The 16,763-nt window shown below is 32.6% G+C and carries 18 protein-coding genes; 1 reads left to right on the forward strand and 17 read right to left on the reverse strand.

Annotation, left to right across the window (positions count from 1 at the left end; genetic code table 11):
• Nucleotides 1–173: 173 nt before the first annotated feature.
• The 16 genes from G314FT_RS00170 to G314FT_RS00245 form a co-directional block, all read right to left on the reverse strand.
• Nucleotides 174–971 carry a DivIVA domain-containing protein gene (locus G314FT_RS00170; protein WP_257701506.1) on the reverse strand — a complete coding sequence of 266 codons (798 nt, stop codon included), beginning with the start codon at nt 969–971 and terminating at the stop codon, nt 174–176.
• Between the two features lie 14 nt (nt 972–985).
• Nucleotides 986–1,768, reverse strand: a complete 783-nt coding sequence (locus tag G314FT_RS00175) for a YlmH family RNA-binding protein (protein ID WP_117972549.1) — start codon at nt 1,766–1,768, stop codon at nt 986–988.
• 18 nt (nt 1,769–1,786) lie between these two features.
• On the reverse strand, nt 1,787–2,050 hold the full coding sequence (locus tag G314FT_RS00180; protein WP_257702578.1) for a YggT family protein: 264 nt from the start codon (nt 2,048–2,050) through the stop codon (nt 1,787–1,789).
• A gap of 15 nt (nt 2,051–2,065) precedes the next feature.
• Nucleotides 2,066–2,674, reverse strand: a complete 609-nt coding sequence (locus tag G314FT_RS00185; RefSeq protein WP_257701516.1) for a cell division protein SepF — start codon at nt 2,672–2,674, stop codon at nt 2,066–2,068.
• 15 nt (nt 2,675–2,689) lie between these two features.
• Nucleotides 2,690–3,376 (reverse strand): YggS family pyridoxal phosphate-dependent enzyme, encoded by a 687-nt coding sequence (locus G314FT_RS00190; RefSeq protein WP_257701518.1) that lies wholly within the window; start codon nt 3,374–3,376, stop codon nt 2,690–2,692.
• A 13-nt stretch (nt 3,377–3,389) separates the two neighbouring features.
• On the reverse strand, nt 3,390–4,658 hold the full coding sequence (gene ftsZ / locus G314FT_RS00195; RefSeq protein ID WP_257701520.1) for a cell division protein FtsZ: 1,269 nt from the start codon (nt 4,656–4,658) through the stop codon (nt 3,390–3,392).
• A 21-nt stretch (nt 4,659–4,679) separates the two neighbouring features.
• On the reverse strand, nt 4,680–6,020 hold the full coding sequence (gene ftsA, locus G314FT_RS00200) for a cell division protein FtsA (protein ID WP_257701532.1): 1,341 nt from the start codon (nt 6,018–6,020) through the stop codon (nt 4,680–4,682).
• 131 nt (nt 6,021–6,151) lie between these two features.
• Entirely contained in the window at nt 6,152–7,081 is a 930-nt protein-coding gene (locus G314FT_RS00205; RefSeq protein ID WP_257701544.1) for a cell division protein FtsQ/DivIB, read from the reverse strand.
• Between the two features lie 21 nt (nt 7,082–7,102).
• A complete protein-coding gene (gene murG / locus G314FT_RS00210; RefSeq protein ID WP_257701546.1) occupies nt 7,103–8,191 on the reverse strand; it encodes an undecaprenyldiphospho-muramoylpentapeptide beta-N-acetylglucosaminyltransferase in 1,089 nt (362 codons plus the stop codon).
• Nucleotides 8,192–8,193: 2 nt separating this feature from the next.
• On the reverse strand, nt 8,194–9,555 hold the full coding sequence (murD, locus tag G314FT_RS00215; protein ID WP_257701548.1) for a UDP-N-acetylmuramoyl-L-alanine--D-glutamate ligase: 1,362 nt from the start codon (nt 9,553–9,555) through the stop codon (nt 8,194–8,196).
• Nucleotides 9,556–9,568: 13 nt separating this feature from the next.
• Nucleotides 9,569–10,537, reverse strand: coding sequence for a phospho-N-acetylmuramoyl-pentapeptide-transferase (mraY, locus tag G314FT_RS00220; RefSeq protein WP_257701550.1), 969 nt, complete (start codon nt 10,535–10,537; stop codon nt 9,569–9,571).
• A gap of 1 nt (nt 10,538) precedes the next feature.
• Nucleotides 10,539–12,431: a peptidoglycan D,D-transpeptidase FtsI family protein gene (locus G314FT_RS00225; protein ID WP_257701552.1), complete on the reverse strand. Its 1,893-nt coding sequence runs from the start codon at nt 12,429–12,431 to the stop codon at nt 10,539–10,541.
• On the reverse strand, nt 12,431–12,823 hold the full coding sequence (locus G314FT_RS00230) for a cell division protein FtsL (RefSeq protein ID WP_257701554.1): 393 nt from the start codon (nt 12,821–12,823) through the stop codon (nt 12,431–12,433). Before G314FT_RS00230 ends, G314FT_RS00225 begins: the two co-directional genes overlap by 1 nt.
• A 1-nt stretch (nt 12,824) precedes the next feature.
• Nucleotides 12,825–13,790: a 16S rRNA (cytosine(1402)-N(4))-methyltransferase RsmH gene (gene rsmH, locus G314FT_RS00235; RefSeq protein ID WP_257701556.1), complete on the reverse strand. Its 966-nt coding sequence runs from the start codon at nt 13,788–13,790 to the stop codon at nt 12,825–12,827.
• Between the two features lie 19 nt (nt 13,791–13,809).
• Entirely contained in the window at nt 13,810–14,241 is a 432-nt protein-coding gene (gene mraZ / locus G314FT_RS00240; RefSeq protein ID WP_257701558.1) for a division/cell wall cluster transcriptional repressor MraZ, read from the reverse strand.
• 147 nt (nt 14,242–14,388) lie between these two features.
• Nucleotides 14,389–14,763 (reverse strand): DUF3397 domain-containing protein, encoded by a 375-nt coding sequence (locus G314FT_RS00245; protein ID WP_257701560.1) that lies wholly within the window; start codon nt 14,761–14,763, stop codon nt 14,389–14,391.
• Nucleotides 14,764–14,932: 169 nt separating this feature from the next.
• Between G314FT_RS00245 and G314FT_RS00250 the strand changes: the two genes are divergently transcribed.
• Nucleotides 14,933–15,052, forward strand: a complete 120-nt coding sequence (locus G314FT_RS00250) for a DUF4044 domain-containing protein (RefSeq protein WP_423837513.1) — start codon at nt 14,933–14,935, stop codon at nt 15,050–15,052.
• Between the two features lie 29 nt (nt 15,053–15,081).
• Here the strand turns inward: G314FT_RS00250 and recN are convergent, their stop codons facing one another.
• Nucleotides 15,082–16,758 (reverse strand): DNA repair protein RecN, encoded by a 1,677-nt coding sequence (gene recN, locus G314FT_RS00255; protein ID WP_257701564.1) that lies wholly within the window; start codon nt 16,756–16,758, stop codon nt 15,082–15,084.
• Between the last annotated feature and the right edge of the window lie 5 nt (nt 16,759–16,763).

Genomic DNA, 16,763 nt, shown 5'->3' on the forward strand with positions numbered 1-16,763 from the left:
CATAAGTCTATACTCTCTTGTAGATTGTAACGATTCTCACCGAGAAATCTTACTATAATTTCAGATTTCTTTTTTGTAAAGGATCTTTCTTAATTCATTGTCTCACTAGGTTTCCACTATCCCTAACTCACTTTCAGAATAAATTAAGCTTTTCTATTTTACATCTAACTTTATTATTTAACTTTTGAACGTGATGAACGTTCCACTTTATTTAATTTTTTTGTTTCTTCATTTTTGTCTTCTTTTTCTTTTTGTTGCTTAGCAGGCTGATTAGGCATTTCTTGTGTCACACTTACCTTAATATCTTTTTTTGATTGAGATACATTATCAAAATTAGGTTTAATATTAATAGCTGGTGAAGTTGCTTCAAGACCATTTGCTGCTTCAACAGCATCTAAAACTTCTTTAAATGCTTGATGGCTACTGTCAACATAGGCACCAAATGGTTTAAGAATTTCATCCCACTCATCACTTTGCACAATTTGTAACTGTGATTCTAATAATACATTTAAGTTTCTGTGGAAAACACGGGTTTTCTTTTTCAAATCATCTGTTTCAACAGCCAATTGACGGGCACGTTCACTTGCTTCGGATAAAATTTGATTTGCTTTATTTGTCGCGCCAGAAATCAACTCATCAGACATTTTATTAGCGTGCGCTAAAATATCTTCAGATTGAGCTTGAGATTTTTGAATTGCTAAATCAGACTCTTTAATAGCATTTTCTTTTAATTTATCCGCAGTATCTTGAGCTACAATAATTGATTGATTTAATGAATCTTTTAATTCATTAAAATAACTTAATTTATCATTTGCCTGTTTTACTTCTTTTTCTAAAGAACGATTTTCTTGAGTTAATTTTTCAACTTCTAAAGCGATTTGATCTAAAAAGTCATCTACTTCATCACGATCATACCCCTTAAATTTATTATTAAAACTTTTATTCGTAATATCAATTGGTTTAATTCCCATTTTTACACTCCTTGCTACTTTCTTAAAACTCTAATTTTTAATCTTATCTTATCTTTTTTAGTATTCCCTAATGTTTCTAATAGTTGAACTCTACCTAGTCCTCGAACTGACACAATATCTAAATAATCTACTGGAAAATCAACACGCTCTACTTCGGTCCAATTGACCTTAGCTTTCTTTGATTCTACAATCAATTTAGCACGTTGTCTAGATACATTATATACTGTTGAAATAATATTATCAATTCTAAGTGAAGAGATTGTTAGAGTCTCATCTAACCATTCATCAGTCGGTTGTAAAATATCTTGCCAACCTACTTCGTCAAATTTTACTCCAAATGAACCAATTTTGTCAACTTGTTGAGTAATATAATTAGAAATAGATTTTTTTATAAAAACTTGCCATTGTTCTCCATTTGTTATGATATCTCCAATGAATTCTCTTTTTATTCCAGTACTCATTAATGTTCCTAAAATTTTTCCATGAGTTAATTTACCAAACTTAATAGGATATTTTATTTCATAAACCGAGATTTCATAATCTGTTTCATTGGGATTGTAATAACTTGGATACAGTATGGCACATTTTCTCTCAGAATCTTCAAATCCTCCAAAAAAAGACAATAAAATATCGTCTCTTTTACCTACCAATGTCTTTAAAATAAACATCTCACGCGGATTTAAAAATTCAGTTACAACGGGGGCATATTGCATCTCAACTTGTTCCATCCAATTACCGATAGTATCAATAAAAGGATGTTCGTCCTTGCGAAAATGCTGATACACATTAGCTTGCAAAAAACTCACATCCTTTCTTTAAATCATATAAACTAATCTTGCTAATATTAAAATTAAACCTTGTCCAGCTAATTGTAAAACAAATATTGCGACAATAATTGTAAAATCAATTGGACCAATACTCAAATTCAAGCGATCAAACATACTTAAATATGGTCTTGAAATTCGTATGATAAATTGACCAATTTTTGAATCATACGCCCCAGGAAACCATGATAATAAAGCATAAATCACTAGAACATACGTATATATGGTTATTGCTTTAGAAATTAAAGCTATAATCAAATTAACACATCCTTAATATTCTGTTAAATGGTTTGTTATGATATTTCGAGTAATACTTGAATCGACATCTACGTTGGCTGGAGTACAGATAAACATTTCATCTCCTAAGCGTTGGATGTCTCCATCAATAGCATATACAGTCCCTGTCATAAAATCTACAACACGCCTGGCGGAGCGTTCATTCATTAATTTAAAAGACAAAATAATAATCTCTTTTCTAAACAAAGCTTGAGCAATTTGTTTGCAATCAATGTAATCTCTAGGCTCATAAACCGATACTTTTCTATGTTGTCTAGCAACCACCATACGTTTATTTCCATTTGAGGTAGGTTGATAGGTATTCATTTCAACTACTTTTTTATTAGTATACTGGTTTTCTGTTTCAGAAATTTTAACATTTTTTTCTGGTTCTTCTTCATTATGACTGATAGCATGATTCATACTAGTAACATCATCAAGCTCATCCTCTAAATTATTAGTCTCTCTAATATTAGATTCTGGCTCAAGAACAGATGGTTCTTCATCAATCATCACTTCTTCATCAACAAATGCATCACTTTCTTCATCAGAAACGCCAAAAAAATCAGAAAATCTTTCACCAGCTTTATTGAATAACTTCACTCTATCACCTCTCCCCTAAGATTCGAAAAATCTCGAACCAATTCTTACAAAAGTTGCTCCAGATTCTATAGCTGGTATGAAATCTTGACTCATCCCCATACTTAATTCTGTACATGGTGCATAGTCAAGTTTCTCTGTTGCAACTTTATTTTGTAATAATTTTAATTGGTCAAAATACTGAGATAATTCGTTAAGATTTGAATCAATAGGAGCCATGGTCATTAAACCAACAACTTCAATTCTATCAAAATCTTTTAAATCCTTAATGAAATCTATTAAATTTTCCGGAGAGATTCCTTGTTTGGTAATCTCCCCAGAAACGTTTACTTGAACAAAACACTTAATTTGTTTTATTGCTCTTTTTTGTATTTCCTCAGCCAATGATATTTTATCTAATGCATGAAAGTAATCGATATTATTAATGACTGATTTAACTTTTCGCCGTTGTAAATTTCCTATGAAATGCCACTTAATCTGTTTATTATCTGATAGATACTCTTGCTTTTCTAACAATTTTTCCATCCTATTTTCAGCTAAATGTTCAAATCCTAAATTAACAACTTGTTTCGTTGTCTCTTTGTCAACTGATTTAGTGACACAAATGATAGTCACACTATCAACTGACCTTTGACTGATTTGACAAGCTTGCTCAACATCTTGTTGAATTGACTCAACATTTTGTTCCAATTTTTTCAGGATCAATCTAAGTCACCTCTTATTTTTTTCTTCTAAAGAAAGGTGGTGTACTTAATTCATCTTCCGCTTCTAAAGGATGATCAGAATCTTGGTTAGCATTATCATAATCTTTTCTGTCAATTGTTTCAAACTGAGTTTCGTCTGGAACTTGACGGGTTGATGGTTCACGTTTTAAATCCCAATCACCAAATGCACTTGTTTGTGCTGTGCGTGATGAATCTATTTCTGGAACTTCACGAATAGGTTCTTGAACTGATCTTGCTTGTCTCTGTTGAACCATTCCATTTGGTGTAGTCACATTATTTCTTCCCATCGGTTGACGTTCTTTTTTCCCTGGATCAATTCCTGTTGCAATGACAGTAACAACAATCTCATCACCTAATTGATCATTAACTGATGTTCCTAAAATAATATTTACATCTCCACCTGTGGCACTTGCTACAATTTCAGACGCATCTTGAGCTTCAAATAAAGTCATATCTGCCCCACCAGTGATATTTAATAGTACTTGTTCAGCACCTTCAATAGATGTTTCAAGCAACGGAGATGCAATAGCTTTTCTAGTGGCCTCAATCACACGATCTTCTCCATTTGCAACACCAATCCCCATCAGAGCAGTTCCTTGATTTTCCATCACTGTTTTAACATCTGCAAAGTCTAAATTGACATAGCCAGGAGATGTAATTAAATCAGAAATTCCTTGTACACCTTGACGTAATACATTGTCAGCTTCTCTGAAAGCTTCCAACATTGGTGTTCTTTTATCAACAATTTCCAATAAACGATTATTAGAAATAATTACCAAAGTATCCACATTTTCTTTTAAAGCTGAAATTCCTTCAGCTGCAAAACGACTACGTTTTGGACCTTCAAAGCTAAATGGACGTGTCACAACACCGACTGTTAAAGCACCTTGTTCTTTAGCAATTCCAGCTACTACAGGTGCAGCACCTGTACCGGTACCACCACCCATTCCAGCAGTAATAAATACTAAATCAGCACCTTTTAATGCTTCAGCAATTAAATCTTCGCTTTCAGATGCAGCTTTTTCACCAATATCTGGTAAAGATCCAGCACCTAAACCTTTTGTAAATTTAGGTCCTAATTGGATGACAGTTTCTGCTTTAGAATGTTGTAATGCTTGAACGTCTGTGTTTGCGACGATAAACTCTACACCTTTTACTCCTTCATCAATCATACGGTTTACTGCGTTACCGCCACCGCCACCGACACCAATAACTTTAATTACCGCGCCAGTATTTACAGTATTATCTAATGAAAATTCCATTATTTGTTTCCTCCTAGACTATTAGTCAAATATATTGGATAAGAAACCTTTTACTCTACCGCCAAAACCTTCTTCTTTTTCTTTTACAGGTTCATTGACAGACATATCTGTAACAGGTTCTTGTGCTTGTTGTACAGCTTTTTCATGTTGCTTAGTCTCTACTGAAGTTTCACGAACAGGTTTAGTTGTTCGTTTTTTATCACCAGTAACGGCTAATTTAGTCACATGATAAACCTCATCAAGTTGTGCGACATACTCAACAATAGCAATTGCATTAGCATATACAGGATTACGTAATCCCATATGATTTGGAACATACAATTTAACGTTTGTTCCAAACATATCTGCTGCTAACTCGACTACTCCTGGCAAGCTTGCGGCTCCACCAGTTAAAATAACACCACCTGGTAAATTAAGTGCATCAATGCTATCTAACATCATTTTTGATTTTGAAAAAATTTGTTCAACACGTGCTTCTATAATTTCTGATAAATAACGTTCATCAATTTTTACTGGTTCATTTTTACCGATGACATCAACAGGAAATTCTTCATTTGGTGAAGTTCTTTCTGGATAGGCATATCCATAGTTGATTTTTAATGCTTCTGCATTAGTTAATGATGTGTTTAAAACAACAGAAATATCTTTTGTTACAAATTCTCCACCTTCTTGTTCAACGTGTGAGAATTTTAATTCACGTTCATACATTACAGAGGTAGTTGTTTGTCCACCACCCATGTCAATAATAGTTGTCCCAAAATCTTTTTCTCCATCTGAAAGAATAGATGACGCCAAAGCTAAAGGAGCAATGACCATTTCATCAATCACCAGTCCAGCTTTTTCAACACATTTTTGAATGTTGTGAACAATCGTTTTTGGCCCAGTATATAATAACCCCTTCATATCTAGACGAACACCAATCATACCTCTTGGATCTTTGATACCCTCAAAACCATCCACTTTGAATTCTTGAGGAATTAAAGTAATGACCTGACGTTCTGGAGGTGTTGAACGCACTACTGCTGCTGAAGCAACATTTTTAACGTCTCTATCCGTAATTTCTTTTGACTCATTGTTAACAGCAATCATACCTTCACATTTTTCTACTTCTAAAAGATTAGCCGGAATACCTACACTAACACTTTTAATTTGAACACCTGATTTTTCTTCTGCTTGTTTAATTGCTCTTTGAACGGATTGAACAGCTTTGTCTATATCAATAACAATACCACGATCCAACCCTTTTGATTTTGCATTTCCTACACCAATAATGTTAATTTGATTTTCTATGTACTCAGCTACAACAACTTTTATTGATGTTGTACCGATATCAAGACTTACATATATTCCTGTTTTTGCCATGAAAGGTCTTCCCTCCTATAATTCTAACAAAGTCTTCCTTTATTATATGCATAATACCTCACACCATTCTATCATAAATAGTACTATGAAATAAAGAAGAATACTATAATTGCTAGTTTTTTTTCTGAACGTTAAAAACCATTATTTATACTCTCGCTTGAATTTTCGTCCGATAAACCCTCACTTGAGTCACTATTTTGTGTCTCTAAAGGATATGAAAATACTCCTGTTTTCCCCGCTTCCATATCAATGACACCTTTTGACTTCATTTCTGCTGCAATTTTATCATAAAAAACTAATTTATCCGCAATTGTTGTTGATAATCCAATTACTTGATTGCCATCCTTCATGTTTAATTTAATTCTAAAGGGATTCTTTTGAGTGGCCTGTGACTCAATAGAAATAATCTCTGATTTCATCTTTGGCGAAAATTTTTCATAAGATGTCAAAAATGACTTCAACCCTTCCCCTTCTTTAAAATCAATTAACTGTGGCAATTTTTTTTCTGATTCTTTTGCTGTTTCACTTAAAATTTTTCCATTAGATAAAACAGGATACATTTTATCATTTCTTAATAAAACAGCCAGGACCTCATACTCTGTTACATTTATATCAAAATGATTGAATTGTTTAATCCTTAATGTCGCTGTGTTAATTCTTGGATTTTCCTTTATCACTCTTTTCATGTCATTTGATTTATTGAAATACTGAGGCCATAATCCTTCGCCTAATTTAAGGTGACTTGATTTTATAATTGTTTGACTATCTGCTTTATCAATTCCAGTAACTTCTATATTTTGTAATTTACTTAAAGGGGAAATAATATAAAGAGTAATAAGTATTCCCACCGTTAAGGTAATTAAAATACTCGTTAATCTTCTAGTTAGACGTTTTTCTTCATTAGGAGTTAAACCTTGAAATGGAGATAATTTATTGATTGTTTTCCTTCTCATAGAAAGTGTTTCTTGCCTGTTGCTATCTTTCAATTCTTTTTTTGGTGATTTTATCAATCGATGATTACCTCGATTTTCTCCTTTATCATCCTCTTTTTTGTTTGACATCCCTTACTAGCCCTCCTTAAATTAGGTTAGTTCCTGAATCAAACCACACAATCGATCCATCGCATCAGGAATACCTTCAGCCTTTGATGCTTTTGCCATAGTTTGTCTATAATTATCATCTAACATTAACTTGTCTACTTGCTCAACCAACGATTTACCTGTCAGTTCACTATCTTTAATCATCAATGCTGCTTGCTTATCAACAAGACTTTTAGCATTTTTTGTTTGATGATCATCTGTAACATTAGGACTAGGAACTAATATAGAAGGTAATCCTAAGGCTGTAATTTCTGCCATACTAGTCGCGCCGGCTCTTCCGACTAATGCTTCTACATTGATTAAAACGTCAATCATATTATCAATATATGGCACTACTGTTACATTAGTTAATTGCTTAATTAGCTCTTCTTTTTCTTTAAATTCATCAAAATAAATAGTCCCAGAAGCATATAATACCTGATATGGTTTTCCTTTAAATAATGGTAATGCGTCTTTCATCGCGTTATTAATAGTCTGAGCTCCACGGCTGCCACCAAAAATAACGATAGTGGGTTTATCAGAATCCAAACCATATTCCTCTAATACCTCTTTTTTATCTACCATCATCACTTCTTGAGCTCGTGGATTCCCTACTAATGCAACTTTTTCTTTTGGAAAATACTCGGCTGCATCAGTAAAACAAATTCCTACTTTATCAACATATTTTGATAAAAACTTATTCGTCATACCTGCAACGCTATTTTGTTCATGAATAATTGTTGGAATATTTAATTTACTCGCTGCATAAACAACCGATCCACAAACATATCCGCCTGTTCCAATCACAATATCAGGTTGAAATTCCTTAATATATTTTTTAGCTTGTTTAATACTTGTTAAAAATAAATACACTGTTTTAAAATTTTTTAACGTTAGTGATCTATAAAACCCTTGAATTTCAATTGTTTTAAATGGAATATTTTGACTAGGCACTAACTGACTTTCTAGCCCTTTTTCTGTTCCAATATATAAAAATTCTGAATCTGGGTATTTTTCTTTAATATAGCGAACAATAGAAATAGCTGGATAAATATGTCCACCAGTTCCTCCACCTGATACTAATACTTTCATTATTATTTCCCTACTTGCTTAGTTATTTCTGCTACAAATTCTTCCCCACGGGTTTCAAAGTTTGGATACATATCCCAACTAGCACATGCCGGTGACAAAAGAATCGTATCTTCTGGTTGTGCCACTCTTAATGCTTCTGTCACTGCTTTTTTCATGTTATCAACACAAATAATTTCTGATACTTGCGCTTTTTTGGCTGCTTCTTTTAATTTATCTTTTGTCTCGCCTAATAATACAATAGCTTTTAGTTGCTCAATAGCTGGTATAAATTCATCAAACGAATTTCCTCTATCAAGCCCTCCAGCAATTAATACTAATTGTTCATTATCAAACCCACTAATTGCCTTTTTAGCGGCTAAAATATTAGTCGCTTTTGAATCATTGTATACTTTGATTTCATTATATGTCCCAATATACTCTGTTCTATGGGGAACCCCTGAGAAGAGTGACAAACTTTTTTTGATTGATTCATTATCAACGCCCGAGACTTTTGCTACACAAATTGCTGCTAGAGCATTTTCAACATTATGCAAACCTGGGACACCTAATTCAGTTGATTTCATAATTTTCTCATCTTGATACATTAACCAATCATTTTCTAAATAAGCTCCATTAACTTTTTTAGATACTGAAAAATAAATCACGGTTGCCTTAGATTGTTTTGATAGTTCAACGACTTCAGGCAAATCAGCATTTAAAATTAATGTATTATTCTCTGTCATGTTTTTTTGAATGCGCCATTTAGCTTTAACATACTCATCTCTTGAACCATGATAATCAATATGAGCTTCATAAATATTAGTAATAACTGCTATTTCAGGCTTAAATTCATCAATTCCCATTAGTTGAAAACTCGATAATTCTGTTACTAATACATTATCTTCTGTAGCCTTTAATACGACATCACTTGTTGGAAAACCAATATTTCCAGCTAAAAGTGCCTTATTAGGTTGATAAGTATCAAATATTTGCTTAATCATGGTTGTAGTCGTTGTTTTACCATTTGTTCCTGTAATGCCAATAAAAGGTGCTTCTGATACTTGATACGCTAATTCAACCTCTGTAATAATTGGAATTTCTTTTTTTATTGCTTTTTCGAGAATAGGATTCGTGTAAGGAATCCCAGGATTTTTCACAATAAGAGAAAATCCTTCATCAAGAAGATCTAAAGGATGACCATCAGTAATGACTGTTATACCTGCTTCTAATAATTCTTGAGCTTCTTTGTTATCTTCTAATTTTTTCGCATCATTGACTGTAACAAATGCCCCTAATTCATGCAATAACTTAGCAGCGGCAACACCACTTCTAGCTAACCCTAATACTAAAATCTTTTCATTTGCATAACGCTTTGACTGTTTCATCCTTGATATCTCCTTAATTATATAAAATGCCCAATGTCAATGCTGACATCACTAATCCTACTATCCAAAAAACAATGTCTATCTTCCATTCTGACCAACCACTTAATTCAAAATGGTGGTGTATTGGAGACATTTTAAAAATACGTTTGCCTGTTAATTTAAATGATGCTACCTGTAACATGACACTAAGTGTTTCTATAACATACACTAAACCGATTAATAAAAGTGTCCATTCTTGATGAAGTAAAATAGAAATAGTGGCTAACATACCACCCAAAGCAAGAGAGCCAACATCTCCCATAAAAATTTTTGCTGGTTTTTTATTAAAAATTAAAAAGCCAAAAAGTGCTCCAACAGTTGCTAGGCAAATTAATTCAATAGCAAACTGTTCTTGTTTGTATGCAATAATGGCATAGGTTCCAAAAGAAATCATCCCTAAACCAGATACTAAACCATCAATACCATCTGTTAAATTCACTGCATTGGAAAACCCGACCAACCAAATCACAGCAAATAATCCATATAAAAAGCCAAAATTAACATTTCCAATCAGTGGGATAAATAATTCATCTGTTACACCATTTGATTTCATCACAGCATAAAGAATAATCCCACCAACAATTTGACCAATTAATTTTTGTTTTGAATTTAATCCTAAATTTCTTTTTTTAAACACTTTAATGAAATCATCAAGGAATCCTAATAGTCCGTATAAAAACATAATAAATAAAATACTCCAAAAAGAAAATGTCATTTCTTTTTGCCAAGCACCAACAATAAGAGAGGTTAACAAAATACTTATTAAAAAAACAACTCCTCCCATAGTTGGTGTCCCAGATTTTGCAAGATGACCTTCAGGACCTTCTTCACGAATTGCTTGTCCCATTTTTTTCATTTTAAAATAACCTATAAATAGTGGCATAACCATCAATACAAAAGCCACTGCCAATGATAATGGTATTAATAATTCTACTCCGTTCATGTTATTCTCCTTTATCCGTTGTGGTGTCTACCTTAAAAGCATGCTTTAACATACCATTTGATATTTCTGAAATTAATTCTGATGGTGACCCAAATTCACCAGTAATCACTGGTTTTTTCATTGTAACGTACATGATATATTCTGGATTTTCTGTCGGTGCAATTTGAACCACTGAATAAATATAATCATTGGCTCCTGTTAAAAGTTGTCCATTTTCAAATATTTGGGCTGTTCCTGTTTTCGCAGAAACATTCACACCATCAATATTATAAATACCATACCCAGTCCCATATATTTCGTCATTGACAGTATCTTGCATGTATTCAAGAACTGTTTTTGCTGTTGCAGCTTTTATCGGTTCTCCTACAACTTCTGTTTTAATTTCTTTTTCTTTTCCATCTTTATCCACTATTTTCTTAATGTATCGCGGTTTTAACATTTTACCCTCATTTGTTATGGCTGTATATGCTTGCATCATCTGCATATTTGTCACAGAAATAGCTTGTCCAAAAGCTGTCATCGCCATATCAACAGGATTTTTATCACTAATGCTTCCTGTTGCTTCAAGAGGCAATCCAGAATCAGTTGAATGGCCAAATCCAAAACGTTCCAAATACTCTGGCCATATTGAACCCATTTTTTGTTCCAAATTAACCATACCAACGTTACTTGACCAAGCCAATGCCTGTCTATACGTCAACTGTCCTTTTCCAGCCGGTACCCAGTCACTAATTGTCGCATCATATAACTGAGTTCGTCCTGAGCTAAATGTCTCATTATATGGAAATTTTCCCGAATCAATGGCTGCTGCAACGGTAAAGACTTTCATCGTAGAACCAGGCTCAAATGGTCGTTGAACAAGTAAATTTTCCCAAACAGGATCAGGTTTCCCTTTTTCTTTATATAATCCTTCTTTTGTTTGTGGATCAAAAGTTGGACGTTGTGACGCTGCTAAAATATCACCAGTTTTAGCATCCATTAAAATAGCTGTCATATCCTCTGGTTTAGCTTTTTCATTCACACTATCCATCACATCTTCTAGCCTTGTTTGTAAGTTAGTATCTAATGTTGTATAAATATCTTGTCCATCTTTAGATTTTTTATCAATGACTTCTGTCCCAGGAAGTTCATTTCCTTTACTATCTTTTTGGTAATATTTAAAGCCATCTTCTCCTTTTAATACATTATCATAGGCATTTTCTATACCTAATCCATTTTTACCACTTAATTTACTATTTTCTTTATCCGTATCTTCTGGTTGTGCATATCCTATGAAATAAGAAGCAAATTTTCCATTTGGATATAATCTGTCAGGGTGTTCCTTAAAATAGATACCAGTAATATCCTCTTTTTTTAATGCTTCCTCAATATTGTTTCTAGTTTCTAAACTTAGATTTTTTCCTTTAGAGCCAAATTCTACATTAGTAATTAACTTACCGTCTTTATTTTTCTTAGGTGTTAATTGTTCTAAAACAAGTTTTTTCTCAATTCCAGTATATTTATTTAAAATATCAGCAATTTTATCATGATCTTTATCATGAACAAAAAGCTCCACGTTATTAATCCCTTTATAGTTTTTGTCAAGTTCTGCATATAACGAATAAGAAGTAGCATCTTCAGCAAGTGGCAGCCCATTACGATCGAAAATGGTTCCACGTTTTGCTTTTATAACGCTACTTCCTTGATATATTTTTTGTCTTTCAGAATCAAGACTTTGCGAACCGACTTTACCAACTGTTATGATGTAAACGAAACGTAAAGAAATTAAAACAAAAACAGCAATAGAAGCATAAAACAGGATAACCCCCACTTTTTTTCTATTGCCTGCTGGTGTTAAACTTTTTTCTTGTATTTTTTTGTTTATTTTTCTAAAAAATTCTTTTATTTTTTTCATCATTTTATTTTCCTTATATTCTCATCATGCATTTGCATTCCAGCAGATTCGGCAATCTTTTTCAAACGTTCAGTTCGTTGCAACTCATTTTTCTCTTGATCAAGAGTTTCAATATCTTGTTGCATCTGTTTGCTATCTGCCTGAAGTGAAGAAATAGCTTCTTCCTCACGGTTAATATAGGTTGTCATCCGAATAGTTGCAACAGCCAAACATAAAAACGTTGCAATAAATACGGTGAAAATAAACTTTTCTAATTTAGTCACTTTTTTTAATTTACTCTGTGGAATTATTGGAGGTTGTACTTCTTTCAATGTACTATTCTCCTTACTAACAGGTGAGTTAACTGGAGAATCTTTATATGTAAATGGACTTTGCTTTTCTGGCAGAGACATGTTAATCCACCCTTTCAGGAGCTATTTTTTCGATAATACGTAATTTAGCACTACGAGATCGATTATTCATCCCAAGCTCTTCATCTGAGGCCACGATTGGTTTCCTATTAATCAATTTTATATCAGGTTGATATTCAACTGGTATGATAGGTAATCCAGGTGGCAAGTCTTGAGGTGTACTGTATTCCTTAAAAATATTTTTAACTAGCTTATCTTCTAATGAATGAAATGTGATGACACTAATTCGACCAGTTGGTTTCAGTAAATCAATGGCTTGTTCAAGTGTTTCACTAATAACATCTAACTCACTATTTACTTCAATACGAATCGCTTGAAAAATACGTTTAGCTGGATGTCCACCTTTTCGTCTAGCAGGTGCTGGTATAGCTTCTTTAATAATTTCAACTAGCTCTCCCGTTGTTTCAATTGGTTTTTCAATCCGTCGTTTTTCAATCAAGCGAGCCACTTGTTTTGAAAATTTTTCTTCACCATACCTAAAGAATATTTTAACTAATTGTTCATAGGTATATTCATTTACAACTTCTTTAGCCGTTAAATAATTTGTTTGGTCCATCCTCATATCTAATGGTGCATCCTGATGGTAGCTAAATCCTCTTTCTGCTTCATCTAACTGAGGTGATGACACACCCAAATCATAAAGAATTCCATCTACTTGTTGGACACCTAATTCATTCATTTTTTCTTTTAGATAACGAAAATTACTTTTAACAAACGTTACTTTATTTTGTTCTACTTCATCTAATAAAAATTTTTTAGCGTGTTCAATCGCACGTTCATCTTGATCAAAGGCATACAAATGGCCTTTATTGGATAACTTGGACAACAGATATTGACTATGTCCAGCACCACCCAATGTACAATCTATATATATTCCATCTGATTTTATGTTTAATCCATCTACTGTTTCTTTTAATAGAACAGTAATATGTTTAAATGTTTCTGACATTTTCATTCTCCATTTTTACTTATATTCCAAAATCAATAAGGCTTTCTGCGATATCATCAAAATTTTCTTCAGCCTCTTTAGAAAATGCTAACCAGCGATTTTCGCTCCAAATTTCGATTCTATCGGATACCCCTATAATGATACAAGGTTTTTCTAATCCTGCAAATTGTCTTAATTTAATAGGAATATTAATACGTCCTTGCTTATCTATTTCACACTCTGTTGCTGCGGAATAAAAAAATCGAACGAATGTCCTAGCATCTTTTTTAGTAAGTGGCATGTTTTTCATACTTTCTTCTAGGCGAGACCAAGACTCTTGTGTATAACCAAATAAACAGCCATCCATTCCTCTGGTAACAATAAATCGTTCACCAAGAGAATCTCTTAATTTAGAGGGAACGATTAGACGTCCTTTTGAGTCAATATTATGCTGGAATTCTCCCATAAACATAACTAGGTCACCTCACAAAGCCACTCAATAATTTCAGTCTACCACATTACCCCACTTTCTACCACATTCTTATAAAAAAAATTATAATTTATCATAGATTTTAAATAATTATCAAAAAAGCATCTTCTACCTAATAGAAGATGCATACTAACGTTTTAAAAATAAAATAATACTACCGATAATCAAAACAACATAAATCATTAATGTTACTAAAAAAGCAAGCCGCCACAAAATCTTAAAATAGCGTCGATAATTGATATCATGAAAATAATAAGCAAGCATAATTGCAACAATCATCCCTATGAAAAAAATCATTAAAAAGACATATGCTAAAAAGCTTTTACCCAACGTTCCTACGGATACAAAGTGAAGCCCTATAAAAAAGAACGGTGTTACTATATCAGGTGTTTTTATACCATACTTTTTATCAATATTTGTTTTTTTTACAAGTAAATTACTTGCAATAATCACTATAACTGGAAATAAGTACCAAAAAAATAGTGCAACTGTAAAATTTGGCATTCTTTTTATCCCTTCGTAGACATTTAATTAATTCTATTATAAGCATTACTCTGCTGTCTTTCAATTTATTTAAGCATTTTTTTACATTTTATTGATTTTCTTGCTATTTTTATAAATCTCATTGTAAAATATAGCATAATAACTATAATATTGGAGTGAATACAACATAATGGATAAAAAACCACAATCAACATTTAACAAAATCACTAAAATTGTAATATGGATCATGCTTATTGTAACGGTTGGCGGATTAGTTTTAACCTCTTTAGCAGCCTTAGGACTTATTTAGTCAAAAAAGATCACTAACATGTTAAATTGTTAGTGGTCTTTTTTGGCTAAAGATAATAATTCCTTAGCATGTTCTTTTGTTAACTCAGTAACATCTGCCCCAGATAACATTCTTGCTATTTCATTGACCCGTTCCGTTTCTGTTAATTCATTAACAACTGTTTGCGTACGATTATCCTTCACTACTTTTCTAATAAAGTATTGCGTATCAGCAATAGCTGCAACTTGTGGTAAATGGGTAATACAAAGAACTTGCGAATATTTTCCTATTTGATGAATTTTTTCAGCAATTGCTTGAGCTACTCTTCCACTAACACCCGTATCTACCTCATCAAATACAATACTTGTCACTGATTGTGTGGCAGAAAAAATAGTTTTTAAAGCTAACATAATACGAGATAATTCTCCACCTGAAACAATTTTTGTTAATGGCTTAGGAGATTCACCAACATTAGTAGATAAATAGAATTCAATTTTATCTAGTCCATTTATTGTCAATTCAGTCTCTATAAAATTAACTTTAAAGATTGCCTGTTCCATGTAAAGACTCGCTAATTGTTTCATGATATTTTTTTCTAATACTTTTGCAACACCATGACGTATTTGACTAATATTTTTGGCTAATTTATTTAACTCATTTTTTTCCTGTTCTAATTTTTCTGTTAATTTATTAACATCCGTTGTGTTTCCTAATTCTTCCGACAATTCCTCTGATATACCTTTAAAGTATTCTAATATTTCACCAACGCTATCACCATATTTTCTTTTCAACTGTCTAATGACATCTAGTCTATTTTCAATGACAATCAGTCGCTCATCATCCATCTCTAGCTGCTCCAAAGAACTACTAACTCTTCCAGTTGCTTCTTGCAAAGAGTAATAGGCTGTTCTTAATAATTCTGTTGTTTCAGCGTACTCATCATCAATCGTTTCTATTTGTTCCATTTCAGTCATCGCAGCACCACTTAATGTGACAGCATTTAGTTCTTCATTATCTAAATATTGATAGGTTTTTTTTAATGAATCCATAATTTTTTGGAAATTCATTAATTTACGTCGTTCCTCAATTAAAGTTTCTTCTTCTCCATTCGTCAACTGTGCTGATTCTATTTCTTTATACTGAAACGTCAACATATCCATTCGTTGAACAAATTCTTTTTCATTATTTAATAAATGATTGACGTGCTCTTTAAGAGACATGTAGTTCTTAAATTTTTCTTGATAAACTGTTAATTCATTACCTAATTGTTGCATGCCATATTGATCTAATAAATGCAAATGATTAGAAACATGCATTAATTCTTGATGTTCATTTTGACCATGAATATCTACTATATATGGTCCTATTTCTCGTAATATTTTTGTAGTAACAAGTTGTCCGTTAATGCGACAATTATTTCGTCCGGTACGATAAATTTCACGCTGTATAACCAATTGTCCATCTGATGGCTCTATTCCATTTTTCTCCAAAAAAGTTGCTACATCTTCATTATCTGACACAAAAAAAGACCCTTCAATACGACACTTTTCTGCCCCATCTCGTATATAATCAATTGATCCTCTGCCACCAGCGATAAGTCCCATTGCATCTATAATAATTGATTTCCCCGCGCCGGTTTCACCTGTTAAAACGGTCATGCCTTCTCGAAAAGGAATTGTTAAATTAGAAATAATTGCAAAATCCTGAACTGTTAATTCTTGAATCATATCGG

The organism is Vagococcus luciliae (assembly GCF_024637875.1).
In the GTDB taxonomy this organism is placed as follows: domain Bacteria; phylum Bacillota; class Bacilli; order Lactobacillales; family Vagococcaceae; genus Vagococcus; species Vagococcus luciliae.